Source organism: Pseudomonas viciae (assembly GCF_004786035.1).
GTDB lineage: Bacteria > Pseudomonadota > Gammaproteobacteria > Pseudomonadales > Pseudomonadaceae > Aquipseudomonas > Aquipseudomonas viciae.
In genome coordinates this window covers 1-22,045 of record NZ_CP035089.1, presented here as the reverse complement: position 1 = coordinate 22,045, position 22,045 = coordinate 1, and the positions used below count along the sequence as shown (strand labels likewise).

General features: G+C 53.2%; 28 protein-coding genes and 2 pseudogenes. 17 read left to right on the top strand and 13 right to left on the bottom strand.

Going from position 1 to position 22,045, the window contains the following annotated elements:
* Positions 1-109: 109 nt before the first annotated feature.
* The 3 genes from EPZ47_RS30055 to EPZ47_RS30045 all read right to left on the bottom strand — a co-directional run bounded on the left by EPZ47_RS30055 (position 110) and on the right by EPZ47_RS30045 (position 1,326).
* A complete protein-coding gene (locus tag EPZ47_RS30055) occupies positions 110-307 on the bottom strand; it encodes a ribbon-helix-helix protein, CopG family (protein WP_115129453.1) in 198 nt (65 codons plus the stop codon).
* A 354-nt stretch (positions 308-661) separates the two neighbouring features.
* Entirely contained in the window at positions 662-988 is a 327-nt protein-coding gene (locus tag EPZ47_RS30050; protein WP_135848112.1) for a helix-turn-helix domain-containing protein, read from the bottom strand.
* Positions 989-999: 11 nt separating this feature from the next.
* A complete protein-coding gene (locus EPZ47_RS30045; RefSeq protein WP_135848111.1) occupies positions 1,000-1,326 on the bottom strand; it encodes a type II toxin-antitoxin system RelE/ParE family toxin in 327 nt (108 codons plus the stop codon).
* A gap of 505 nt (positions 1,327-1,831) precedes the next feature.
* Between EPZ47_RS30045 and EPZ47_RS30040 the strand changes: the two genes are divergently transcribed.
* The 3 genes from EPZ47_RS30040 to EPZ47_RS30030 all read left to right on the top strand — a co-directional run bounded on the left by EPZ47_RS30040 (position 1,832) and on the right by EPZ47_RS30030 (position 3,704).
* Complete coding sequence (locus EPZ47_RS30040; protein ID WP_135848110.1) at positions 1,832-2,101, top strand: hypothetical protein; 270 nt, start codon at positions 1,832-1,834, stop codon at positions 2,099-2,101.
* Between the two features lie 530 nt (positions 2,102-2,631).
* Positions 2,632-3,114, top strand: coding sequence for a helix-turn-helix domain-containing protein (locus EPZ47_RS30035; protein ID WP_135848109.1), 483 nt, complete (start codon positions 2,632-2,634; stop codon positions 3,112-3,114).
* 74 nt (positions 3,115-3,188) lie between these two features.
* Positions 3,189-3,704, top strand: coding sequence for a hypothetical protein (locus EPZ47_RS30030; RefSeq protein WP_135848108.1), 516 nt, complete (start codon positions 3,189-3,191; stop codon positions 3,702-3,704).
* 297 nt (positions 3,705-4,001) lie between these two features.
* Here EPZ47_RS30030 and EPZ47_RS30025 read toward each other — a convergent pair whose 3' ends face one another.
* From EPZ47_RS30025 to EPZ47_RS29995, 6 genes and pseudogenes are all read right to left on the bottom strand, one after another.
* Complete coding sequence (locus EPZ47_RS30025; protein WP_135848107.1) at positions 4,002-4,385, bottom strand: hypothetical protein; 384 nt, start codon at positions 4,383-4,385, stop codon at positions 4,002-4,004.
* 49 nt (positions 4,386-4,434) lie between these two features.
* Positions 4,435-4,638: pseudogene (locus tag EPZ47_RS30020) on the bottom strand (tyrosine-type recombinase/integrase); the annotation flags it as partial.
* 170 nt (positions 4,639-4,808) lie between these two features.
* Positions 4,809-5,357, bottom strand: a complete 549-nt coding sequence (locus EPZ47_RS30010) for an N-acetyltransferase (protein WP_135848106.1) — start codon at positions 5,355-5,357, stop codon at positions 4,809-4,811.
* Between the two features lie 325 nt (positions 5,358-5,682).
* Positions 5,683-6,696 (bottom strand): hypothetical protein, encoded by a 1,014-nt coding sequence (locus EPZ47_RS30005; RefSeq protein WP_135848105.1) that lies wholly within the window; start codon positions 6,694-6,696, stop codon positions 5,683-5,685.
* Between the two features lie 88 nt (positions 6,697-6,784).
* Positions 6,785-7,762 (bottom strand): tyrosine-type recombinase/integrase, encoded by a 978-nt coding sequence (locus EPZ47_RS30000; RefSeq protein WP_135848104.1) that lies wholly within the window; start codon positions 7,760-7,762, stop codon positions 6,785-6,787.
* Positions 7,755-8,060, bottom strand: a complete 306-nt coding sequence (locus EPZ47_RS29995; RefSeq protein ID WP_135848103.1) for a hypothetical protein — start codon at positions 8,058-8,060, stop codon at positions 7,755-7,757. The genes EPZ47_RS30000 and EPZ47_RS29995 overlap by 8 nt, the downstream gene beginning before the upstream one ends.
* A gap of 156 nt (positions 8,061-8,216) precedes the next feature.
* On the opposite strand from EPZ47_RS29995, the gene EPZ47_RS29990 reads away from it, so the two are divergent.
* From EPZ47_RS29990 to EPZ47_RS29955, 9 genes are all read left to right on the top strand, one after another.
* Complete coding sequence (locus EPZ47_RS29990) at positions 8,217-8,867, top strand: hypothetical protein (protein WP_135848102.1); 651 nt, start codon at positions 8,217-8,219, stop codon at positions 8,865-8,867.
* A 163-nt stretch (positions 8,868-9,030) separates the two neighbouring features.
* Positions 9,031-9,213, top strand: coding sequence for a hypothetical protein (locus tag EPZ47_RS29985; protein WP_135848101.1), 183 nt, complete (start codon positions 9,031-9,033; stop codon positions 9,211-9,213).
* 144 nt (positions 9,214-9,357) lie between these two features.
* On the top strand, positions 9,358-9,528 hold the full coding sequence (locus tag EPZ47_RS30155) for a hypothetical protein (RefSeq protein ID WP_158296379.1): 171 nt from the start codon (positions 9,358-9,360) through the stop codon (positions 9,526-9,528).
* 116 nt (positions 9,529-9,644) lie between these two features.
* Positions 9,645-10,238, top strand: a complete 594-nt coding sequence (locus EPZ47_RS29980; RefSeq protein WP_135848100.1) for a GNAT family N-acetyltransferase — start codon at positions 9,645-9,647, stop codon at positions 10,236-10,238.
* Between the two features lie 70 nt (positions 10,239-10,308).
* Positions 10,309-10,866 (top strand): hypothetical protein, encoded by a 558-nt coding sequence (locus EPZ47_RS29975; RefSeq protein WP_135848099.1) that lies wholly within the window; start codon positions 10,309-10,311, stop codon positions 10,864-10,866.
* 242 nt (positions 10,867-11,108) lie between these two features.
* The gene (locus tag EPZ47_RS29970) at positions 11,109-11,396 is read left to right on the top strand and encodes a hypothetical protein (RefSeq protein WP_135848098.1); all 288 of its coding nucleotides are present in this window, start codon (positions 11,109-11,111) and stop codon (positions 11,394-11,396) included.
* Positions 11,386-11,943: a hypothetical protein gene (locus tag EPZ47_RS29965; protein WP_135848097.1), complete on the top strand. Its 558-nt coding sequence runs from the start codon at positions 11,386-11,388 to the stop codon at positions 11,941-11,943. The genes EPZ47_RS29970 and EPZ47_RS29965 overlap by 11 nt, the downstream gene beginning before the upstream one ends.
* On the top strand, positions 11,940-14,117 hold the full coding sequence (locus EPZ47_RS29960; RefSeq protein WP_135848096.1) for a DotA/TraY family protein: 2,178 nt from the start codon (positions 11,940-11,942) through the stop codon (positions 14,115-14,117). The genes EPZ47_RS29965 and EPZ47_RS29960 overlap by 4 nt, the downstream gene beginning before the upstream one ends.
* Before the next feature lie 11 nt (positions 14,118-14,128).
* Positions 14,129-14,653 carry a hypothetical protein gene (locus tag EPZ47_RS29955; protein ID WP_135848095.1) on the top strand — a complete coding sequence of 175 codons (525 nt, stop codon included), beginning with the start codon at positions 14,129-14,131 and terminating at the stop codon, positions 14,651-14,653.
* Between the two features lie 75 nt (positions 14,654-14,728).
* On the opposite strand, the gene EPZ47_RS29950 is transcribed toward EPZ47_RS29955, so the two are convergent.
* From EPZ47_RS29950 to EPZ47_RS29935, 3 genes are all read right to left on the bottom strand, one after another.
* Complete coding sequence (locus EPZ47_RS29950) at positions 14,729-15,037, bottom strand: hypothetical protein (RefSeq protein WP_135848094.1); 309 nt, start codon at positions 15,035-15,037, stop codon at positions 14,729-14,731.
* 350 nt (positions 15,038-15,387) lie between these two features.
* Positions 15,388-17,058 (bottom strand): TraI/MobA(P) family conjugative relaxase, encoded by a 1,671-nt coding sequence (gene traI, locus EPZ47_RS29940; protein ID WP_135848093.1) that lies wholly within the window; start codon positions 17,056-17,058, stop codon positions 15,388-15,390.
* Positions 17,055-17,360, bottom strand: a complete 306-nt coding sequence (locus EPZ47_RS29935; protein WP_135848092.1) for a plasmid mobilization protein — start codon at positions 17,358-17,360, stop codon at positions 17,055-17,057. The genes traI and EPZ47_RS29935 overlap by 4 nt, the downstream gene beginning before the upstream one ends.
* Positions 17,361-17,691: 331 nt before the next feature.
* Between EPZ47_RS29935 and EPZ47_RS29930 the strand changes: the two genes are divergently transcribed.
* From EPZ47_RS29930 to EPZ47_RS29910, 5 genes are all read left to right on the top strand, one after another.
* Complete coding sequence (locus tag EPZ47_RS29930) at positions 17,692-17,934, top strand: hypothetical protein (protein WP_135848091.1); 243 nt, start codon at positions 17,692-17,694, stop codon at positions 17,932-17,934.
* Positions 17,935-18,149: 215 nt separating this feature from the next.
* A complete protein-coding gene (locus EPZ47_RS29925) occupies positions 18,150-18,386 on the top strand; it encodes a hypothetical protein (protein ID WP_135848090.1) in 237 nt (78 codons plus the stop codon).
* Positions 18,387-18,584: 198 nt separating this feature from the next.
* Entirely contained in the window at positions 18,585-18,788 is a 204-nt protein-coding gene (locus EPZ47_RS29920) for a hypothetical protein (RefSeq protein ID WP_135848089.1), read from the top strand.
* A gap of 535 nt (positions 18,789-19,323) precedes the next feature.
* A complete protein-coding gene (locus EPZ47_RS29915) occupies positions 19,324-19,962 on the top strand; it encodes an AAA family ATPase (protein WP_135848088.1) in 639 nt (212 codons plus the stop codon).
* A complete protein-coding gene (locus EPZ47_RS29910) occupies positions 19,962-20,237 on the top strand; it encodes a hypothetical protein (RefSeq protein WP_135848087.1) in 276 nt (91 codons plus the stop codon). The genes EPZ47_RS29915 and EPZ47_RS29910 overlap by 1 nt, the downstream gene beginning before the upstream one ends.
* 441 nt (positions 20,238-20,678) lie before the next feature.
* Here EPZ47_RS29910 and EPZ47_RS29905 read toward each other — a convergent pair.
* Positions 20,679-21,980, bottom strand: a pseudogene (locus EPZ47_RS29905) (replication initiation protein).
* Positions 21,981-22,045: the final 65 nt, after the last annotated feature.

Below are 22,045 nucleotides of genomic sequence, written 5' to 3'. Positions count from 1 at the left end.
TGAAAGCCATAATCTGCTCACCAAGTGGTTGAAGGGCTCCGCTCTGCCAAGATCTGGCCCTTCACGAATTTTCCAAAAAGCCCCGCCTGCAAGCGGGGCTTTTTGGTTTCTACGATCTCATTTTCTCTCCAAGGGGCAGCTTCAGCTGTTCCTTGCCTTCGTCTTCGCGCTCCAAAAACTCAATTACCGCCTGCCGCAGAAAAACTGAGGTGTTTGTGCCCCGCTTACGCAGCAGCGCCTCAAGAGCCAGTTTTTTGTCTGCTGGCAGCTTGAAACTGATGATTTTCAGATTTTCGCTATAGGTCATGTGTCTTATCCGGTTTTACCCAGTAAAACAAAGCCTATACAGCGACAAATGGGACGTCAAACATTAATTGGAATGTCGGTGATATACGAGTCTTCACCATAGTCTTAGCCTATCGATGGTTGAAGGGTCTTAAATTTGATAAACCTTCGGGGCGAGGGTAGATAAAACGGGGGGGGGGCGTACGCCAAGCATTCGGCCTGTCAGGTTGAGGCCATAGAGGTTTGCGCTGAGGAGTTAGTAGATGGCCCTACACATCACAGGGCAGGGCAGGGCAGGGCAGGCAAAACACGGCGTCGGCGACTTCATCAGATCAGCAAGAAAAGAATGCCCTGAAGCAGCCTCAATGCGACAGCATCAGCCTTTGGCTGTTTTCAGAGCTCTTTTGAATGCTTTCAATGTAGGTACATCGAACATCAGATTACGGCCTACAGACGAGCTCGGAACCAGCTGCTCCTTCTTGATATAGCGTCGAAATGTCGATGTCGAAACCTCTAGGTATTCTGCAGCTTCGGAGCTCGTAAACTCATCATTGGTCAGATGACCGAAAACCTCTTCGTGAGTAGAGTCTTTCTCCTCAGAAAAGGCTTTCGCAGACAAAATGACAAAGAATTTTTGCCGTTCCGCGGCTGGCATCTTCCTCAGATCCTGAAAAAGCTCTTCAGCTGTCATTGCGGCACGCATTGGTGGTTACCTCAACTTTTTAAGTACTTCTTAAGGTCCGTATAGAAATTTTCATGCGGACCTACCTGGTAGAAGTCGATTCCTAGCAGCTCTACGCCGACCCCTTGCAGTATTTCCTCAGGTGTCGGTGGCCGATAAGCCAGCAAATACTCTTGCTTGTTGAACCTGAATTTATGGACCCAGATCCCGGCTAGATCGCCGACCTTCTGTACCCCTATTTCTGGCGTTTCACAGATGATTTCAACCTCATCCTCGATAGCCAATGCCAGGGGCTTGGCCGCCTTTTTCACGAATTTACTGAATGGCGGTTTGTAATTACGTTGGTGCTTCGCTTGCATGTTTATGACTCCATATTGGTTTATTTTTGAACATATGTCAATCCTCTCTGGGTTGCAGAAATGTGCGCGAGCCGCCTGGAAAATCAGCAAAAATACCGCTCATCAATTGCATCATTCATCAGTTGACACTCACGTCATCTTTTCCTATAGTTTGCCTCGTTGACAGAAAAACCATAGAATCCCCAATTCTGTGCATTTCGAGTGCACAGAATTCAAGTATATCAAAAAAGCCTCTTGACAGTCAAGAGGCTTTTTTGTGCGCGTTCAGAAAGCAGCACGACTCTGTGATGAGCAGCCTCGAATCTGCAGATCCTATCCTGTACAAGCCCGCCTAAAGCGGGCTTTTTTTGGCCTGGCTTCTGCCAAACTCAATTATTCACAACAAATAAATCTTGCTACGATTTCCTAACAACCCTTATTCTATTGGTCAGAGCAAGCAACAAAGCTTTGCCTTGCTAAGTATTAAGCTTAGTAAATTTAACCATTGGGTCATAAGGAACAAAAAATGCCTCGACCGCCTCGTAATCACCTGCATGACGCCATGGCCAGCTTGGCCAAAGCACAGGAACAGCAACAGAAAACCATCGACCAACACAGCAAGATCCTGCAGAGCCAAGGCCAAGACATTGCCAACCTAGAGGCTCAAGTGAAGGATATGCGTAACAACGCGATTCGCGCCGAGGTCAATAGCGGTGTCCCAACCAAAGTTGTCGCTGAGCGCTACAACGTCAGCCCATCGCGAGTTTCGCAAATCGCGCCACGGCGGCCCAACTGACCAGCCGGCTGGGCTGGGTGATCCGCGTCACCGTCACCAGTTATGGCATTTCGTGTGCTTCAGCAAAAAGCCCACTTCGGTGGGCTTTTTGCTGGCCAACGGAAACCTGAACTCTGGAAACTGGCCTACTGTAGCCTCGCTTTTTGTTCGCTGCGCCCCACCGCCTCTTTCCCTTAGGTTCTTGAGGCTGAACCTGAAATGCGGCAAAGTTCGCTCAGCCGTAAGACCAGAGTCCCCGAATTGAATTTTTTTGGTTTTTTTGGTTTTTTTTTGGTGGTTGCAGGAGACGCTATGGTCTCCCTATAGAGATCTTGGTGTCTCCCTGGGGAGGACGCTACCGTCACCCAGATAGAGACAGCAGCGTCTCCCAAAACATAACAACTTAAATTACATAACTCTATTCACACCCATTTAACCGATACACACTATACCAATAAGGGGGGCTGACACAGCCGTCTCCCCCCCTGGCATTGTAAGCCCCATTTTGTGCGGCCATAATCCCCCCAGAGCTAAATACAGGGGTAGAAAAAATGGCCAAGGCACCGCAATCAAAACCATCAGAAGAAGCCGACCAGGCAATCGAAAAAAAGTGGGGTAAGCACCTTACGGCTGCCGGCTGGACAGCTATTCCCAACGTCCTTTTTGAGTGTTCGCAGGCATTGGGTCTTAAGCAGCTGGATATCCTCATTATCTTGCACCTGGCCGGCTACTGGTGGAAAGCAGGTAACGACCCATATCCCAGTAAAGAATCGTTAGCCACTGCCATCGGTATCACTCCCAGGTCAGTACAACGGCAGATCGCCGGGCTGGAGAAAAAAGGCTACATCCAACGGGTTGCCCGTACATCGTCTAAGGGCGGCAACCTCACCAACAGATACTCATTCGCAGGCCTCATTAAGGCCGCTACACCACTGGCTAAAGAAATTTCGGCTGAGCGCGAGAAAAAGAAAGCTGAGTCCAGTGGCCGTCCAGCAAGCAAGCAGGCCGGAAAATTGGAGCTGGTTAAAAGCTAACTAGGGTATGGGATAGCCAGGAAGCATGGCGATTGGGTTCGTCGAGCAAACCGGAATTTAGAAGAACGACGAACATGACAAACACAAACGACCAACTGGGGGACGCGGCCCTAGCCGATGCTTTTCGGGAACTGATGGCCATCGTGGTGAGCATGCGGGACGCTGGCGTATCGCTTGACCAGGTGCAACATGCTCCTGTTTTCACCTATCTGATGACGCCAAAACAGTTCGACAGGATCCGAAAAATTTGTAAGCAGCAAAATTGGACGGTACCTAATCGCCGTGGAATTCTGATTGATCTACAGGCAATTGCTCATCCCCTAGAGTCACGGGAAACCAAGGACAACTGCACCCCTGAGGAAGCTCTGGAAATTTTGGCGAAAGCTTATTCGCCCTACAGTCAGATAGGGCTCAACAAGCCTAAAAACGCGCAGGGGATTATCTTCAATACTGGCCGTAAGGTGAAAGTTGGCGTAGGAAGCTACTACGCACTGGCAGTAGTGAAGGTCTGTCAGGAGGGGACTGAAAAATACTTGGCCCCGGTAACCGCGTATCACGCGACCGAGGCCAAAATTCGAAACATTAGTTGACTACGAGGAAGGACGGCCTTGCAGACAAGTCTCCCGCACTGAAGCAGAACAACCCAAACGCCTACAATTTCCCTTCATATGACCCCGGCTTGCCTGGGCCTTCGCAGCTCCGCCGACAAATTTTCTGCTGTCTGCGTAGTCATGGTCAATGTTAAGCAACTGCTAATCAAATCGCAACCACCTGTCGTCCCCTGAGGACATAGCTGTCTCCGACTCCCTGTCTGGATTGACCGCTGCCCCAGCTTACGCCGGCGCAGGGCCAAGTCTCGACCATGCCTCATGCACAGCGCCTACTGCCTATTGGAGCCGCTTCAATAAGTCCTCAGCGGAGCCACACTCCGGCGAAAGCAATACTTGTCGTACTTTTTCATAAGCACATGCAGCCTCCCCGTAAGGATGATGGCTTTCATCATAAGTCCATCCAGCGTGTTGCAAAGCAGCGCATTTGAGTTGACGTCCCGCTCCCCAGCCATTCCAACCTTCCCAGTTAGGCTGCGACCTAACGAGGCCTAATTGCCGGCCGAGTTTCTCAAGGAAGCCTTGATCCTTTTTCAGTTCCGCCTCAGCCAGCGAATTGATCACCTCTTCAATCAGTCTATAAGTAGACCGGCTGCCCTCTATGCGAACCATTTCGTCTGCTGTTACCGGTGGCCGAAGTCTCAGTTCATCCAGTGTTTGCATTGCTTGTCCCTTATGACTTTTTGGTTTTTTGAGGTGACGTCGCTACCGATCAATAGCTGACCTTGAAAGTCGGCGAGTCTTCCGGCCGCGTATGGCGCTGATCGTAGAGCTTGGTCGTGCTTATATTGGCGTGGCCCAACCAGGCCTGGACCTTACTGATATCGGCTTCGTGCTCCAGGGCATTAGTCGCTGCAGTAGCACGAAGCCCGTGTACACCCAGCCCGATGACCTCGATGCCGGCCACCTTGGCGTGCTGGCCCAAAGGCATAAATGCCGTGAGCCCCACAAAGCTGCAGAAATCTCCCAGGTCATTCTGATAGGCGCGCCGGGGCGCGGGTTGTCGATATTAGCGAACCATTCCACCGCCGCTGGTACCACGGGGGGCTGAAACTCAGCCGACGCTCGCCGGGGTGACGAGCAGGCTCATAACGCCTGCCTCGCGTTGAATCCCGCCTCGATCTCCGGCCACTCCGGCGAGGCCATCATCTCGCGGATCTGCCGTTCGTGTGCCAGCTCGGGCACGAGATGCTGCCAGCGCTGTTGGGCTTGCTCCAGATCACCCGTATGAAGTTCAGGTTCGATCAGTGCGCCGGCTGCTGCCAACCGCTGGCGGGCCTTGGACCAAAATCCCTTTGAGCGCCAGACCTCATGAATAGGCACCAAGGGCACCTGATGCATGCGCCATAGCAACCACATCACAGATAGGCCCACGCCCCTACGTTGATGCTTATCCTCGATATCGATTCTATTGATGTAGACCCGGTCGCCCAGCGGGTTGATGCCGTAGTCGACATAGCCGACGCGCAGGCCATCGACCTCAATGCCGGCGACGGTGTCGATGCCTGGAAAAACGAAATGGCCACGGTAGGCGGCGGCGCGCTCCGTCAGCAGTTGCACCGTCGACGCACGCACATTCAGATGGCTGGCCTGGCGCCGTTGGTAAAAATCGCGGATCGGCTCAAACACTTCCATCGGGTCCTTCTCCATGAAAACTGGTGTTAAGCATACGGATCATGCCCGTTGAGCCGCGTCGAGTGGATTACACAGTCAGCACGCTTTTCTGGTGGCTAAATCTGAGACCATCACTGGTCTTCCGGATGCATGCAAGGTATGCCCTACCACCGTACTGATTACTCGCACTTGACTTTGAGGTTGTGTGCACTGATTTGAGTGTGCAACTGATTTTTGAGGCTGTGCGCACGTCACTCTGACTTATTTCTAGTCTTCCTTACCTATATCTGTCTTCCTGACCTATATCTGTAGCTCTACTTGTATATTCAATCTACTTATATGTCACTCATTCAAGATAGAGGACGCCTTTTACACCAAGGTCGGTGATAGCCCTATCGACTATGGACCAGTCGAGGTGTATTCCTTTTGCCGTTTCAGGTGTCGCACATCTGAATCTGAGCCGCCAAATACCGATCACTTTCTCTGGTTTTGAGGGCAGATAGAACCAGCAGCCCTCAGGCTCCGACCGATCATTATCCTTGTGTTCGTAATATCCAACTCCGACGCCAGCCGCGTCATTTAGTAACGATGGGTCAGACCCAACGGCGTGAAAGTCATTAACCCTGATTGGCAGCCGCTTACCCTCGATGCTGATGGCTGTCACAACCTCATAAAACAGGCCTGTACTTTTCAGCAACTTAAAGGCTTCCCAAAAAACATCGCTATTGCCTTTCTCGTTTACCTTGCCACCGATACTGCTGATTATCTTGCTCAGATATTTTCCGTTAGCGGATTCGGTCTTTGGCTCTGCAGTCACCCGGAACCCTTCACCCTCTGTACTGGTCAAGTGTTCCCAATTGCGCCACATTTGCTGGTGATTGATTCCGCCGAATTTCTCTAAGTCGTGCTCTGCGTAACAGTTGATCAGCAGCATGATGGCGCAGACAACCACTTCATCAGTCGCCCCCTCTTTCAATAGGCGACCGATACCGTCCGCATTTCCTATCCCTCCATCTATCAGTGCGTGAGGAATGTTTACTTCCCCTCGGTGTTGCATTGCCCACCGAGCCTGAGCAGGTGGCAGCCCTGCCGCTGCTTTCTTGATCAGCCCCATACCAACCAAAGCCTTTACCAGGCCTGTAGCCATTGGCGTACCACAGCCCGTTAGCACTCTCACCTTCTCAGCTCCGGCGCCAGTTAGCATGTTGGGGCCACGGCCATCTAAATCCTTCATGGTCGTATGCCTGGCTAGCCCAAGGTATGCCACCAGCAAGCGTGGGTTTTTTTTATCTCTAGCGATGAGCTCCAACGCCTCCAGTGATACCGGCGAAAACTGCCCAGCCTTTGTTCCTTTTGTCATTACTCATCCTCTTGGCGTTCTGTCGTTTGTGGTTTCCACGGTGTGGTTCGTCCATGGCAATGACCCAATTTTTGCGCCTCGACGCGGGTCAGTAATGGACCTTGAAGGTTGGCGAATCCTCGGGCCGGGCGTGACGTCGGTCGTAGAGCTTGGTCGTGCTGATATTGGCATGCCCAAGCCAGGCCTGGACCTTGGCGATGTCGGCTTCATGCTCCAGGGCGTTGGTTGCGGCCGTGGCCCGCAGACCATGCACACCGAGACCGACGACGGCGATCCCGGCCGCTTGGGCGTACTGGCCGACCAGGGCATAGATGCCTTCGGCGGAAATCCCCGCGCCGGTTTTCGGCCCACGCAGCGGGCGAAACAGGGGTGCCTTGTCCTGTTCATGGTGGTGTCCCGAAGCCTCAAGATAGCTATGCAGACGTTCGGCGGCGACCGGGTGCAGTGGCACGTAACGCAGCTTGCCGCCTTTGCCGTGGATGCGCAGGTGTTGAAGGCCGCGACGCTGCTGCAGGTCATCAACCTGCAGGCGAGCGGCCTCCTCGCGACGCAGGCCGTGGTAGAGCAAGACCGCGATAATCGCCCGATCGCGCAGGCCTTTCAGCGTACTTGGATCGGGAGCCTCGAGCAGGGCCTTGGCCTGGTGATCGGCGAGGGCCGGGGTCTTGCCCTCGTTGCTTTCAATTTTCGGCCGTTTGACGCCGTGCACCGGGTTGCCGCCGGCGACCGCGTTGCTGTCCAGCAGGTGATTGAAGAGGCTGGTCAGGGCGGCAAGTTTGCGCCGCTGGGTGGCCCCGGACAGGCCGCGCTGCTCGAATTGGCTACGCCAGGCGAGGACATGGGCACGGGTCACCAGGCGAAACTGCTCGGGCGTGTGCAGGCCGACGAACCTGCAAAAATCCTCGATATCGCCCTGGTAGGCGCGGCGGGTGCGTGGGTTGGCTAGATTGGCAAACCATTCGACGGCGGCCGGGACTGTGGCCAGGTCCTGGAACTCGGCGGCGGTCAGACGGCGCTCGCTGGTGCCCTGCAGGCTCCCAGTTTGCCGTTCCGTCAGCTCAGTCATCGGAAGCCATCCCCTGATGCATGATGTACCAGGCCCCCACGCTCATACCGCCCTCGCCCACATAGCGGCCCCCGATACGGCGGAGGAAACCCTCCTTCGCGTCGTTTGTGGCCAGTCGCAGCCAATCGCTGCCATCACCATAGGACACGAGCAACTGACCGTTGGCAGCGCGCACAGCCTTGTACTGCGCAAACTCGGTTTCACCATCGACCGCTTCGTAAAGCGCGTACACGTCTTCCACCATGTCGCTGGGGACCGCGCCATCAAGCCATTCGTCAAAATCCGTAAGTGTCGCCATAGGGCTGCTCCTGCACTAAAAACTAACGATAACCTATTTTATCGTTAGTTTCTTTCGACCAGCTCTATGCAGTTCCGAGTTTATTATGATGAATTTGTTGCACCGAATAATGGTTCTCTATATGGTTCTCAAATTGAAGACCGTGGAGAATCACCTTTGACTAACATCCTCACAATGATCGAGAACTCTAAAAAAGCTAAAAATGAGTCGATTGCGTCGACCGTCAGAATGCCCGAGTGGATGCATAAGTTCGTGGAGAGGCTGGCTCTTGAATTAGACATTTCGAAGCATGAGGTCATGCTCAAACTGCTTGAGCACGGTGCAGAGGCTGCCCAAGATAGGTTGGACGAGGTGGAAAAGGCCGAGTTGGCTCAGTTAGCTCTGGCTGAGGAGGTCGAGCCGCAACCAGCCGTAGGTTTTCATATTTTGAATACCAACAAGACCCATACCGATGATGATCATGAGTGGATGCTGGCTAACAAGGCAGCAGCGGCGTTCTATGCGCCCTGGAAGCTGAACATCAACCGCATCAAGAAGGGCGAGGTGGTGTTTTTATACGAAAACATCACAGGTATTGTGGCGTATGGCCGAGGTACCGGTGAGGTTCAGATGCGTGATCACGAGGGTGAAAAGGATGAGTGCCACTACCAGGTCTTGGAAGGGTTCAAAATTCTAGAGCAACCCATCTCGGCTGCGGCCATCAAGAAAGCGCTGGATCGTAATGTGGTGTTCCTGAGGACCATGTCGGGCATGCCCGATGGGCAAAAGGTGCTTGACCTCATTGAGTCAAAGAAAGCGAAGCCTTAAAAAGTCAGCGACTAACCGCCTTTACGCTCACAGCTCCACAAACAGCCCGCTCTTGCGGGCTTTTTTGCGCCTGCCGGGCGACGCACCAAGGATGCAAACACCGTCCAGGAAGGGTGTTTTTTTGGGGCCACAATGGGGTTTAGCCAATGACGAGGTAAACGCTATGAAAATTGTGGTTCGTGAAGACGGGAAAACATATGAGGTGCATGAGCGCATCAGAGAAATGGCGTACTACACGCCCTGGGGCAGGGAAACACAGATAGATAAAATTGTTGAATATCGAGAATGTATCGTGGATCAAGCGGATGGTCTGACCGAATCCGAAAGGGGAAACTCAAAGAGTTGAGCCCGCATAAGACCATGGATCGTCCTGTTCTTAGGGGACAGAGGGTCACTCTGAGGCAAGCCGAAAAATAATTTGGTTGTTGCTTGAAAGGAGCAAGTCGGTCGTTATGGTAACTGTCGTCTTCAACAACCGTGAGTACGACAGATGCAAAAGTTTGACCTTCGTTCCTGGTGCCTGGGTATCGTCAATGGCGTCCTGATCAAAGTGCTGGCCGGTATTATTCTGGTCTACTGGCCTGTTCCCGAAGCACCGGTAAGCCACCCGTGTACTGCACCAGCACTGATCGAGGTGGCAGCCCAAAGAGTATGTATCTGATTGGAGTATTCCTGGGGCCAGTAGGCCCACAGGAAAACCTATAGCCCGCAGCGTGTGGGCTTTGACGGCACCTGAATGCGAATTTCGCACCCGTGAAAACTGACAAGGAAATCGGTATGACTCAGCTGCAAGACGCTTCACAGGACATCGTTGATACTTTTCTGCCGACGATCTTTGAGAATGATGCCAAGGGTATTTTGGCTGATTTGTTGGCTCAACCTGGGCTCGCCATGCATTTCATGGCCTTCTCAAAAGCCGAAACAATGAAAGCCATTCGACACGTGGTTGGGATCCTTGAGGAGTGCTACCGCGCAGGTCACCTCAAGGTTGCAGTGAGTCATGAAAACGGTCGGCTATACGGTTACGCCATATTCTTTGTACACCCAGATCCCTCCATCTCACGTTACTGCCACAAAATCTTCGTGTTCGAGCCCTATAGGGGGCATGGCATTGGCACTCAGTTGTTAAATGGCGTATTGGACTATTCGCAAGGCACTTGCCTGCTATGCAATCACAATTTGATTCAGTTCTATGAGCGTGCAGGTTTGGAGTTCAAAGGCGACTTCACTCCCCCAACCGCTCAACAAGGCTTTGCCCTTACGAGGGATATGTACGTTGACCTCGCCATCATGGGAAGCCCTGGGATTGAAGGCTCGTCGCCGGTTTTCATGTTGAACGATGACGACATCAAACAGCTGCTAGTTATCTGACTTACCGTAGGTGCTAGCTCCTATACGTCGGGAAGTGCTGCAACGGTATAGGCAAAAGGAGGAAGCCCTGATGGACGAAGTTGCCGTTTTCACTAGACAGGTTCTCAGCCGTTCAAGCGACCACAAACGAGCCATGCAGCTCCTTGCCCGCGCAAACATTCCGAGCCAGATGATCGCCATTCTTCGCCAAGAGCTGGACTCTATGGTTCGTGTTATTTACCTGCTTAGCCAGGAGCCGGCAAGACGGACGACCTTGATTGAGGCATCAGTGAAAGGGCAGCAATGGAAGCAGGTCAACGGCCGTGGTCGTGTCACAGATCGGGAGATGGTTGAGCTTGCACAACAGCTCCAAGGCTGGACGTGTTCCGTGTACAAATTTGGGTGCGCATTCATCCACCTGTCAAATTTGCACGATTACAACGACCGTGACCCGATGCAACAGCTTACTACCGAGGATCGCGAAGCCATCCTTGCACACTGTAGGCACTATCATGGAGGCCCAGCCCGCTCCGATTTTCCAGATTTGCTCCCCTACTTACCGAAGGTTTTGGATAAGGTTTCAGGCAACCTTGAATACTATTTGGGGCAACTGCAGGAAGGTTTTTTTTTGCGACCTGCCGAGATATGATTCTCCATATAATCCAACAATACGAAACCTCAAGAAAACCCAAACAATAAAATAATCCTTACCGTTCAACACGTTACAACCACTATAATTTTGCAAAATAACATAATACAAAATACATCAGATTAGTTGCGTAATTACGCAATTACGCACAACTAAAATTTCCCGCATAATATACTTTCACAAAACATATCTTGATACTAGACTGCCCTCAAATTTGTTCCGTATAACATCTGGAATACAAAATGAGAGCGCCTACCAAAACGGCAAATCCCGAACTTATTCACAACAAAAGAATCAGCCAGTTCTGGCTGATTTTCTCAATTACTGGGCTAATTAGCGGATGGCTTTATTCGGCAGCTATTTGGCTCGCTATTTTCATTACCTGCCTGCTCTGGCTAGTTTCGGCATCAGGTTTATTGTGGTTAGCGCGCAACCCTGACGCCCACGCTTTTGACTTCTACCGGACGCCTTATTGGTGGCTAAAGCTGCTCGATTTCGAGTTCAAGAAGGAGCCAAAAAATGAATGCTAAACAAACAAGCAAGAAAGCCGGTCAAATTGCCCTACGACTTATTTGGCCTGGCGCAGCAATCAAAAAGACGATCGAACACACAAGGAGTTCGAAGGAACAACATAAGAAAAACCTGGAACACATCCGTGCGTTGTATCAAGTGGTTCGTAAGAGCAGCAAACCTGAGTCTAAAGAGTCATCCCGGACGGATTGCACTTTCGAGGAAGCGATGAACAATCGCGAACCTGGTTCGCCAAGCATTCCAGCGCTCTATGACCTTTTTTTGTTCAAGAAACGCCTAGCTCTGGCGGCAGGCACCGCGTTTATCACGCTGGGAATCTACGCCATGGTCAACGCCACCTGGTTGGGTATGACCACCCTGCTAGCCAGCCCTCCGGTGTTCTTCATGGTCGCCCTGTCAGCTCAATTGCGTCTCTGGCAGCTGCGCACTCGACGTCTATCCCAAACTGAGAGAGGCAGCCTGCAGGACTTCATCTCGGAGATCCGCGGCTGGTGGTGGACCGTGTTAGATCCGGAGCTGTCACGCAAGAAAGGAGCGCATCCATGAATAGGGGTCGTGCACTTGGCGCCCTGGTATTGCTCTACTGCCTGCTGCAGAGCAATACCGTACTGGCCAGCAGCACCACGACCCTGGGAGAAATCGCTCAGGCGGCGCAGCGCAGCGAAGACAAGAGCCGGCAGGCCTTGGTGTCGATCTTTGGCCAGGTTGTGAACAACCCTCTCGCCAGTGGCACCAACAACGGCGGCGATACCATCCTGGCCAGCCTATTCCAGGTAATCAACAGTGCTCTGCTCGTCGTGGGTATGATGTTTGCCTGCTACATCCTGTTCCGCCGGCTGACCCAGATCGCCCACGACGGCAGCGTGTTTGGGCGTGATAAGACCACCCTGTGGGGGCCAATTCGGTTGGTGTTGGGTGTCTCCTCCCTGGTTCCCACTGCCAACGGATGGTGTCTATCCCAGTTACTGATGCTTTGGGCCGCATCGGTCATGGGCGTCGGCATCGCTAACCTAGGCACCGACGGCGCGGTTGCCGCCTTCGATAACGGGCAATCCATGGTCATCCAGCCGGCGATGCCCAGCACCGTCACCCTGGCGCGCGCCCTCTACGAGGCAAACCTGTGCCTACACGCGATTAATGCGGGTAACGCGATGACCGTGGCGGCCGGCGGGCTCCAATCCCCCCGCGCGTACGTCCAGCAAACCGTCACCAACTCTGGCTTCATGCTGAAAAATGCGGAGGGTAAAGTCTGTGGGGGGGCAGAAATAGACATCACTCAACTCGAGCCCTCCGCCCAGTCAACGAACTGGTTCAGCGAAACGATCGACACCAGCACCATCTATCAGGCGCACCTGCGTGCCCTGTCTGAAATGCAGTCGCGTCTATCAAAATCGGCTCAGGATTTCGTTACAGCGGTAATACAAGGGCAGCAGGACAGCATCACACTCCCCGACGCCCAAGCCAACATTGAGTCAGCGGCTTTAGCCTACGAGAATCTACTGAACCATGATGCCGGAACCAAACAAGGCGACATTGCCAACCTCGCCAGCCATCTCAGCAGCTCCATCAAAGAAGGCGGTTGGTGGACACTGGGCGCCTGGTACCAGACGTTTGCCCAGGCCAACAGCAAGCTCACCAGCGCAATCGCTGGTAAAGCCAAGGTATTTGGAGAATCGTTCAGCGGCGATCCCGGCATAAACACCTTACGAAACAGCGTGTTCCACGCCTATCAGACCCAGCAAGCCAACTCGGTCAATGCCTCCCCATTGGGCCGGATGGCTTCGACCGCTGGAGCTGACACCAACAACATTATCTCGTCGATCTTCTCCGGACCGGGCCAAAAAATCGTCAACTACATGACCAGCATCGATGTCGGCGCCGAGGCACGAGGCACCATAAATCCGCTGATCAAGATGAAAAACCTAGGTGACTACACCCTCGGCGCCGCCGAAACCGCTGTAGGCATTTACGTGACGGCCAAGGTCGCAACCTCGGTAGCCGATGGCATCAACGCAGCCGGTGTCGCGGCTAAAACCGCCAATTTTTTCACCGGTGTGACCGATGGAATAAAAGGTCTATTAGACGCCATTTCGCCTATTATTTTTATGATATTGATCCCATTATTCGTAGTTGGTGCTGGGCTTTCTATTTACTTGCCCCTGGTTCCGTTTATTGTATGGTTCGGCGCGATAATCAACTGGATAGTTATTGTATGTGAAGCCATTATCGCGGCGCCTTTATGGGCAATGACACACTTAGGTGATGATGGCGATGGTATGGGGCAACGCACAGGCCATGGCTATATATTCCTACTGAATGTTATGGTTCGCCCCATTCTTATGGTTATTGGCTTTTTTGCCGGCGGCGCAATTCTTGTAGTAGGTGGAACAACACTCAATGAGCTCTACGGCATTGCTGTAGCGAATGTTCAATTCGATTCCATTACCGGTTTAGTAAGCGTTATTGTTTTTCTTGGTATTTATTTTATGATGTGCTTGAATTTAATACACACCTGCTTTAACTTAGTATTCATTGTTCCAGACAACGTTATTAGCTGGGTAGGCGGTAACACACCAACTACTTTAGGCCGTGAAGCAAACGATCAGATTAAGAGCTCGTTCAACGTCATGGCCAACAAGTTTGAACATATGATGCCTAGAGGTGGAAAAAGCGATGGTGGTAAATCGCAATCCACGGAAGGCAATGGCATGAAAGGATAAGGAGAAACTTCATGTATGTGCGGGTAACGTTGTTACAGATAGCCTATTTCCTAGGTACGGTCTTTTTCGCCGTGCCGGCGATAGCCTACGCCCTGTGGGATTTGAAATTGCTGCACGCAGCTTCGGCGACTATTGCCTTAGTCCTCGCGCTTGGCTGGATCATTGGCGGTTGGCTGATGATAAAAGCTTGGGAAAAGCGCCTGAAGCAGGCGCTCACCCAAAAAATCAGAACCGTCGCCCCGGCTACCTTCAATCCGAAAGTTGAGCTGGAGAGTCCGCATCACCTGGAATATTTCGGCGTCGATCCAGACACGGATACCGTAGTGATCGTGGATACCAAAAAAGGGGTCGCTCGCTGTGAGCCGATCGGTTTCGTACAGCAATGGGCCAGCGAAGATAACGGGCGCCAGGCCTTCATGACGCTACGCTTCAATGACTTCGCTCTGCCGGCGCTGTCAATCCGGGTAGCTCGTGGCACACTTGAAGATCTAAAGGCCAAGGTGCACTACGTCCTGAACTACAGGGCTGCTTTCTAGGCTTCCTTCCGAGCTCATCAACCACACATATGAAAAAGGCGGCCATCGGGCCGCCTCTTCATTTGCGCCATCGGTTCACAGCGCGGTGGTCGCCTCGTTCAACGCCAGAATCTCGTGCTCGACCAACCCCAAGTGCCGTAGCTCCAGAGCTGCGTCCGAACTCAATACCCGATGCTCGATCTCCTGCTGTTCCAACAGGCGCCCCAACAAGATCACTTCGCCTTCCGCCTCAAGGCGCTGTAGTTGCCCCGGACTGTCGAACGCCCAACGATCAAGGATCTGCCAGCCGCGGTGGTTGTACGACGGCGAGCGCCGTACGCACTCCAGGGTGCTGCTGGCCAGCACGCCGGCAGCGATCGACAAGGGTGCAGGATTACTGATCATGAGCTGTCACCTCCCGGCGTAGGCGCGAAATCATCCGCGTATTTTGCCCGATCGCGGAGGCCCGGAAACCGCCCCGTTGCCGTAGCTCGGCAATGTGAGACGCGCTAAACCCTAACGCCTGCAGCGCTGCGTCATCACCCTGGACCAGTGCCTGATTGGCCGTCCGCATCAGTACATTGGCCTGCTGCAAGCGTTGTATATCGGCGTGGTACGCCCGGTCTTTGGTAGCATTCAAAGTTGCCATTGGTCACCTCGGTTGTAGGTGCTTGATGGAAGTCCCAGTGCTGTGTTGGCGCACAGCGCTGGGGCGCCTATAGCCCCTGCAGGTAGCTGCAGGAGCCGTCTTGCTCTTACCGCATACGCGGTGGCCTGCCCGTCCTGGATGAACCCTGACCAGATTGCGGGACGCCTGGAAGGTCTTGGTTAAGCAACTCACGCTCAACGCCCAGCGCTTCCTGCAGCTCAGGGTTGTTCAGAGTGAAGCCATGCTGTGCCGCCAAGCGGACACACTGCGCCTTGTATTCGTCGGTACCAGTGACGGTAAAACTACCCCACTTCTCACGGCTGAGCTGCATCGCGGCCAAGATTGTCGCGTCGCTGTTGTGGTCGTACACCGTCACCTGCCGCCCGCGATCCAAAAACGCGGGTGAAGCTTTGTCGGCGCCGGCCAGCCGATAGACGACATCGCTCCCACGTATTTCGCCGACATAATCCCGAATATCCTGCAGGCGCGGGGGGACGTGTATATCGCCGACAAGCCGGGCCGGGATCTCGCCCGAATAATTGTCGCGGTACCGCCATTGATCGGCCGCCTGATCAGAGATTTCGGCGCGCAGCCATTCCTCGTAGGAAGGAAATGGTCTGTAATACTGTTGTAGGTCTTCCCGCTGCTGACGGTACCGATCCGTCATGTTTGCTCTGGTCGAGGCTTGCTGGGCTGCTATTAGGCTGCGCAGGGCATTCATCGCATCTCCTCGCCCCTTCCAATTGCCGGCCATTAGCTCGATACGCTGTTCGCGTTGCTGCTTAGCCACCGCGTCGCGCTCAATCTGCTGCCGCTCACGCATACGGATCTGCGCCCGGTTCTTGGAGTCGTAGTGTGTACGGCGAGCCTGGATATACTCAGTCCATCGTGGAGAGCGCTCACCTGGTTTGAGTTGAACCGGATCGACAGTCGGCGCTTTATCGTGGACCTGATCAGCCGCTTGGAACTTGCCCAGACGCTTCTGCAGGGCAGCCAGGGAGGCTCCTCGGTCAGCGCTCGAGGCCTTCACGACTACATGACCAATCCATATGACTGCACCGCTGCCTTTGCGCTCGTAACGCATGCCGCACTCATTCAACCTGGTGTGCAGTTCCGACCAACTGGCCGCCGCCTGGATAATCGGGCCGGCCTGCTCAATGCCGATCCGTTCGGCGCTCTTCTCACCGGTCCGGACTTCCATATCTCGGCGTGGCTGTGACGGTTGCTTCTCATTACCCGGGACAGCACGGCGAGAAGTTTCGCCGTCCTCCATTTGATAGCGCGCGTTCTGCTCGCTCTGCCAGCCCTGCAGTGATTCGATCTTGGCGATCGCGCGGTGTCCGGCCTCGATGTCGAATCCTTTGTTCGGCTTGATCACCTTTAGCGTGTCCGGGTGTACACGGTTTACCGCAATGTGCAGATGCTGGTTGTCCGTGTCCTGGTGCAATGCATAGATGGCCTGGTGCTCAGACAACTCCAGCTCGGCCAGGAAAACATCTACCGCTTGCTCGATCTGTTCAGGGGTTGGGTATTCACCTTCACGCCAGCTCAGGATGTAGTGATTGATCGGGTTTTTACTCTTAGGCGCGTCCAGGGCCAGGGCAATCATTTCATTCTGCTGCGTCCCGTGTCGGCTGCTGAAAAAACCACGTGCACCGGCATACGCAACCTCTTCGCCCGGGTTGGTTTTCGCCGGGTCCCGGATGTAGTCGGTCAAATCACGAACGTGCTTTGCCTTCGACTTCACCCGGTCGGCCTTAACCTTTTTAAAAATCACTGTTCAAGCCTTTCGAGCTGCCTGGTCAGCTCATTTAACGCCTGTGCGGTATCACGGCTGTATGCGCCCTTCGAGCTGGTGTGTACGTGCTTTAGAAGGCCGCCAATACGGCGGAGCTCACGCACCATCACCATGTCGATGTTGGCCACAATAGGCCGCCCGAAATAGCGCCGGCGAACCAGCTCGGACACGCTCAAGCCAGCCAGTTCAGCATCTTCGCGGAGCCGTTCCTTTTCGTCCTTCGTTAATCGCACAGCGATCTTCTCGCTAAGCGGTTCCGCACCCTTTACTTCGAATGGCATTAGCCCACTCCAACTAGGCGCTCGGCGCCGATCAACGGGTTCCAAGGGTTCCAAGGGTTCCAAGGGTTCCAAGGGTTCCAAGGGTTCCAAGGGTTCCAAGGGTTCCAAGGGTTCCAAGGGTTCCCTTGGCAGGATGAGACACCATGTGAGAAGCGAAGCGCCGAACGTGGTGTCGTCCCTTGACTGACCATGAAACCGAAGGCTTTCATGTGTCAGACAAGGGCCATCCTGTTACACTGTAAGTATACGCTTATGTAGCAAATTTCACCAAGCTGTGGAAGATCAAAAACAAACAACAATACAACCGCGGGACCGCCATGAGGCCGCTCTAATGACGAAAAAGAGAATCACGCGCGAACAGGTCGAATTACTCCGGATGACACTACAAGAGCTTCCGCCGGTGAACGTTACTGAATGCATTGGTGACGCTATGGATGACAGCGAAATGATTTCGGAGGCAATCATTCAGTTGCAGGCACGTAGCTACTCGTTGGAGCAGATATCGGAAATTCTGAAAGGCAATCGAATGGACCTCACCCCGAAGCCGTTGAGGGATTATCTGAACGGAATCTAGGACAGCTCGGTTACAAGCCAGGTGATGATTTGGTGAATGGTTATGGTGCTGGTGTGATGAACGAACAACAGCAACAAACCATCAAGGAAAGGGGAGGCTGAGAGGACAAAAATTGATGCTTCCGAGACCAGAGCACAAGGTGTTCCAATCACTATTCAGAAAACATGCTGGTTGACCATCGTGTACAACCGCAGGATAAAAACAGGATCATTCACGTGGGAAAAGAAAAGCCTGGCCGCACAAAGTCTTCGAAACAAGCATTGAAGGCCGCTGTAGATGCACTGGAATGGCGCCTGAAAAAGCTCGAGGATGCCGGCGATGTCGTTGCAGCGAATATGGCTAGGATGCATGCCGCTACGCTGAAGGAAGAAATCAAAGATGTAGAAGTTGCAGAGCGCAGGAAAAGCATCAGGCTAGTTATCAAGAATGACAGTGGGACAGAAGCGGTATGACCTGGTTAAGCGACGATGAAGAGCTCGCCGAACCAAAACACGAGGCATTGGCTGACGTGGACGCGGGCCTGGTGATCGATCATCAGCTGATCAAGGCCTAAGCCAAAATCCTCGGAACTTCCCCCTTCGAGCTTGCCCACACTAACCAGACCCACGTGTTACCCTCCAAAAAACGGCCCCTTCTGCGAGGTTGTCGAAATGCGCAACTATCACCAGTCAGACAGCAGCTTCGCCGAGATAATGGAAGGTAAGGCACATCGACGCGATGAGCTGATGAAAGCTATCCAAGAGGCAGATCCTGCCGTCCTTGCACCAGCCGCCGAGCGCCTGAGGGAAGTGATGCGCAAGAAAGATCCCAATCAGCGGCGTCAGCGGTGGGACCCACCACCCCTCAATGAATAAGCTGATCAGCGTATAGGTGGTCTTCTCTTTTACCCCACCGCAAAAAACTTCTTCGCCTCATAACTTATGAATTCATAATTCATAATTCAACTATCCAAGGCTACGGCAACCTGTTTGCCGGCGTAGAACCCTACCCCCCTCGTTATCAGTGACCTTGCAGAATAATAATAGGCACCGTCAGCGTGGCAGAGGGCGGCGGCGGAAAAGCCGTACTCAGATTAGCCGCGATGGTGCTGAGACCAAGCAAGCTACTGCCAATGAACGCGCAGACAATGAGAAAAGATTTAAGTTGGCGCATATTGCGGTGTCTCATTTCAGGAATGGACACCTATTTAGTAATCACGACTTTCTGCCGTCCTCCAGGGCTTTACCAGTGGAGCTCCTGATTCGTCACGACCAACACCAATGCAATCAAAAGAGACCGAAATCTGTTTCGGAAACCGACGGCTGCCACCTCAAAAAGATCATATTGACCTTGTAAATTATGAATTATGAATTATGATTAATGAATTCATAATCCATCGAGACAAAGCCTATGATCACCATAGTCGGCTGTAACAAGGGCGGGGCAAGCAAGACCACGACAGCCACTAACGTCGCTGTCGCGTTGGCAAAGGCGGGGAAAGATGTTTGCCTAGTAGATGCAGACCCTCAGCGCACCTCGGCTAAATGGCATGCTGAACGCGAAGCCGGTGATAAAAAACCTAACATCACCCTTATCGAAAAACGCGACAACATCGCATCTACTTTGCGAAGCCTGGACGAAAAATACGAACATGTAATCGTCGATGTGGCTGGCCGAAATTCGAGAGAATTGGTTACAGGTGCAAGCGTTGCACACAAAATTCTAGCTCCCCACCAGTGCAGCCAGTTCGACTTGGACACACTGGAAGAACTCCAGGAACAGGTAATAAAAATCCGAGACCTGAATCCCGGGCTCATTGTTCAGATCTATCACGCCATGGCTTCTACAAACGCGACAGTCAAAGCCAAAGAGCGATCAGAATTTCTTGGTTACCTGCAAGAGTTCCCCGAGTTTACGGTGTTGAACGCAGTAGGCTTCTACCGTAAAGCCTATAAGGACGCCGCAAGCGAAGGGCTGTCAGTGCTCGAGATTGGCAACCAAGCCGCAGCAGATGAAGTAAGCGCCCTTGTCGCGGAGGTGTTTGGATAATGGTAAAGCCCAAAAGCCAATCGGCAGCCGGACGTCAAACAGCGACACCCGATCAGATAGAGAAGTTGGCCAGCCAGTTGGCTGATAAGCCATACGGACATGCCAAAGAAAAAGAAGCGGAAATAGAGAAAAAAGCTCAAGCCATTGGCATCAGCTTACCTCCTCCAATGATCGAAAAACTCCAGGACCAAGCGCTAAGAAACAAGCGTAGTGGCGCCGGACAGAAAACTGTCAGCGGTATTATTCGTGAGCTTCTGGAACGCGAAGGATATTGACTGGAATTCACAATTCACAATTCACAATTCACAATTATGAAAATCCCGCCCAGGCCAGCACCACTAGCGCTTAGGTTCTAAGTACCTCCCAGTACCCCAGCACAGTCCATGTAGAACCAATTCAGGCAATGCCAGAGGTGGTCGGACATCAGTAACCGAAGGTTTCTGGTGATCGAGCACCCGCCGCCGGCTAGGCGATTTGGGGTTCGTGAGAAATCGATAGGTAATTTGCTCACCATGGACAATTCAACCCCATGCCGTTGAATTGTTAGCAGGTCGTTCCAGTAAAGAAACTCTGCACAGGTGATCCTAACGGCCAACTGACAAAGAGCTCAAGGAGACAAGAATCTGACCAAATGGCCATGTCCTTGCCCTATCAATTAGCGTTGAACCAACTGTAGGCCAACAAGCAGGCTGGCCGTCATACACCACTCCCTAGCACTATGAAGAATCCTCACTTTCAGAACCTTGAACAGCAAGATCAAGGGCGGCCCCAATGGGGGCTGTTACCTGATGTACACCATACTTAACATCCAAAGCCGAGCTGGTAGGGGCTGCGGAATGATTGCATTCGCTTCCTCGATCGCAAGCGCCTATTTTTGATTGCATGCAAGGGGATTTAGCCGCGCCCAGGACGGCGATGGTCTGCGGCCGCGAGACTTCATCCAGTACGTGCCCGTAGTTGGCCACCGTCTGCCGAGAGACACCCGCAAGGCTGGCTATCGAGGCTTGTGTCAGCTTTTCACCGCGCTCCTGGAGTCCTCTGCACGCTGCTCGGATCTTCGATTCGGTAGCCTTATGCCGCAATTCGTGGGTACGCCTAGCTGCGAGGCTCTGACGCTCGTTCAGTGGTAATGACTTGTCGAGTTCCATCGCCCCCCGGCAACACCTGGCACTGCCCTCGTAGCGCGTCCACGTCCAACGTGCGACGGATCTGACCGTCGCTCTTACTGAGGACAGCATTAAGTCCTGGTAAAGCCGTTCCGAGCGAATTTATTATGGTTGTGAGCGAAGGCTTCCAGTCGCCGTGTGAACGTGGCGAGCGTCCCGCGCTCGCGCTCCTGGTTCACGATGCTGTAAGCGAAATAGCGCAGCTGTTCAAACAGGATGCAGTGTCTGGAGTGCGGGAGGTCTTCCAGCTGTGGCCCCGTCTTCCAGGGCGAAACCTCCAGCTCCACATAATCGGCCAGTTCGCCTAGCTCGTAGACGTGGTTATGCAACTCTGAGGTCGACCACCATGGATGCCCTGGAGTCTTGGCGACTGGGCCGCTGTTGTAATCAGTATCGGCCTTTAAGCGCAGGGCAAAGGCAGTGTAAACCGCCTTCATGTACTGAATCGGCTTGTCTCGGGCGTTCTCAGTCGTGCAGACCGGGGGAATGGCGTAGAAAAGGTGGGAGTGCCCATTGTTTCTGTTCCGCACGATCAGATTCGGCGGCGGAAGGCCTTCGTCGTCCCAGGCAAGCGAATTGGTGTGATCGAGGTCGAATATCACCACGACACCATCCCACTGCGGTTGATCTGCATGTAGGGATAGCGGATCGCGTAGTCGCGTGGCCGTACCAGCGTTGCAGTCTTGTTGTCGCTGCAACGTGGAAGATAGGGGGCCTCAAGGACAACGCGGTTAGGGCCGTGCCGTCTTCAAAGAATCGCCGTGATGGCGAATAAGTGCCTTTTTCTGGCTTGTCGCGATGGCTATCGTCCCGAAGGACCTGCACACCATGCGCTTTTGAGGTTGATTCCATTTTCCCCGCCATACGGCGGTGAGCATACGATCGATGACTTTTTGCAACTTGCAAGAAGCCGCAGT

What these genes read in the sequence shown, in the direction of transcription:
- EPZ47_RS30055 (WP_115129453.1), bottom strand. Translation starts at nt 307, where the DNA reads ATGACCTATAGCGAAAATCTGAAAATCATCAGTTTCAAGCTGCCAGCA.
- EPZ47_RS30050 (WP_135848112.1), bottom strand. Translation starts at nt 988, where the DNA reads ATGCGTGCCGCAATGACAGCTGAAGAGCTTTTTCAGGATCTGAGGAAG.
- EPZ47_RS30045 (WP_135848111.1), bottom strand. Translation starts at nt 1,326, where the DNA reads ATGCAAGCGAAGCACCAACGTAATTACAAACCGCCATTCAGTAAATTC.
- EPZ47_RS30040 (WP_135848110.1), top strand. Translation starts at nt 1,832, where the DNA reads ATGCCTCGACCGCCTCGTAATCACCTGCATGACGCCATGGCCAGCTTG.
- EPZ47_RS30035 (WP_135848109.1), top strand. Translation starts at nt 2,632, where the DNA reads ATGGCCAAGGCACCGCAATCAAAACCATCAGAAGAAGCCGACCAGGCA.
- EPZ47_RS30030 (WP_135848108.1), top strand. Translation starts at nt 3,189, where the DNA reads ATGACAAACACAAACGACCAACTGGGGGACGCGGCCCTAGCCGATGCT.
- EPZ47_RS30025 (WP_135848107.1), bottom strand. Translation starts at nt 4,385, where the DNA reads ATGCAAACACTGGATGAACTGAGACTTCGGCCACCGGTAACAGCAGAC.
- EPZ47_RS30010 (WP_135848106.1), bottom strand. Translation starts at nt 5,357, where the DNA reads ATGGAAGTGTTTGAGCCGATCCGCGATTTTTACCAACGGCGCCAGGCC.
- EPZ47_RS30005 (WP_135848105.1), bottom strand. Translation starts at nt 6,696, where the DNA reads ATGACAAAAGGAACAAAGGCTGGGCAGTTTTCGCCGGTATCACTGGAG.
- EPZ47_RS30000 (WP_135848104.1), bottom strand. Translation starts at nt 7,762, where the DNA reads ATGACTGAGCTGACGGAACGGCAAACTGGGAGCCTGCAGGGCACCAGC.
- EPZ47_RS29995 (WP_135848103.1), bottom strand. Translation starts at nt 8,060, where the DNA reads ATGGCGACACTTACGGATTTTGACGAATGGCTTGATGGCGCGGTCCCC.
- EPZ47_RS29985 (WP_135848101.1), top strand. Translation starts at nt 9,031, where the DNA reads ATGAAAATTGTGGTTCGTGAAGACGGGAAAACATATGAGGTGCATGAG.
- EPZ47_RS30155 (WP_158296379.1), top strand. Translation starts at nt 9,358, where the DNA reads ATGCAAAAGTTTGACCTTCGTTCCTGGTGCCTGGGTATCGTCAATGGC.
- EPZ47_RS29980 (WP_135848100.1), top strand. Translation starts at nt 9,645, where the DNA reads ATGACTCAGCTGCAAGACGCTTCACAGGACATCGTTGATACTTTTCTG.
- EPZ47_RS29975 (WP_135848099.1), top strand. Translation starts at nt 10,309, where the DNA reads ATGGACGAAGTTGCCGTTTTCACTAGACAGGTTCTCAGCCGTTCAAGC.
- EPZ47_RS29970 (WP_135848098.1), top strand. Translation starts at nt 11,109, where the DNA reads ATGAGAGCGCCTACCAAAACGGCAAATCCCGAACTTATTCACAACAAA.
- EPZ47_RS29965 (WP_135848097.1), top strand. Translation starts at nt 11,386, where the DNA reads ATGAATGCTAAACAAACAAGCAAGAAAGCCGGTCAAATTGCCCTACGA.
- EPZ47_RS29960 (WP_135848096.1), top strand. Translation starts at nt 11,940, where the DNA reads ATGAATAGGGGTCGTGCACTTGGCGCCCTGGTATTGCTCTACTGCCTG.
- EPZ47_RS29955 (WP_135848095.1), top strand. Translation starts at nt 14,129, where the DNA reads ATGTATGTGCGGGTAACGTTGTTACAGATAGCCTATTTCCTAGGTACG.
- EPZ47_RS29950 (WP_135848094.1), bottom strand. Translation starts at nt 15,037, where the DNA reads ATGATCAGTAATCCTGCACCCTTGTCGATCGCTGCCGGCGTGCTGGCC.
- EPZ47_RS29935 (WP_135848092.1), bottom strand. Translation starts at nt 17,360, where the DNA reads ATGCCATTCGAAGTAAAGGGTGCGGAACCGCTTAGCGAGAAGATCGCT.
- EPZ47_RS29930 (WP_135848091.1), top strand. Translation starts at nt 17,692, where the DNA reads ATGACGAAAAAGAGAATCACGCGCGAACAGGTCGAATTACTCCGGATG.
- EPZ47_RS29920 (WP_135848089.1), top strand. Translation starts at nt 18,585, where the DNA reads ATGCGCAACTATCACCAGTCAGACAGCAGCTTCGCCGAGATAATGGAA.
- EPZ47_RS29915 (WP_135848088.1), top strand. Translation starts at nt 19,324, where the DNA reads ATGATCACCATAGTCGGCTGTAACAAGGGCGGGGCAAGCAAGACCACG.
- EPZ47_RS29910 (WP_135848087.1), top strand. Translation starts at nt 19,962, where the DNA reads ATGGTAAAGCCCAAAAGCCAATCGGCAGCCGGACGTCAAACAGCGACA.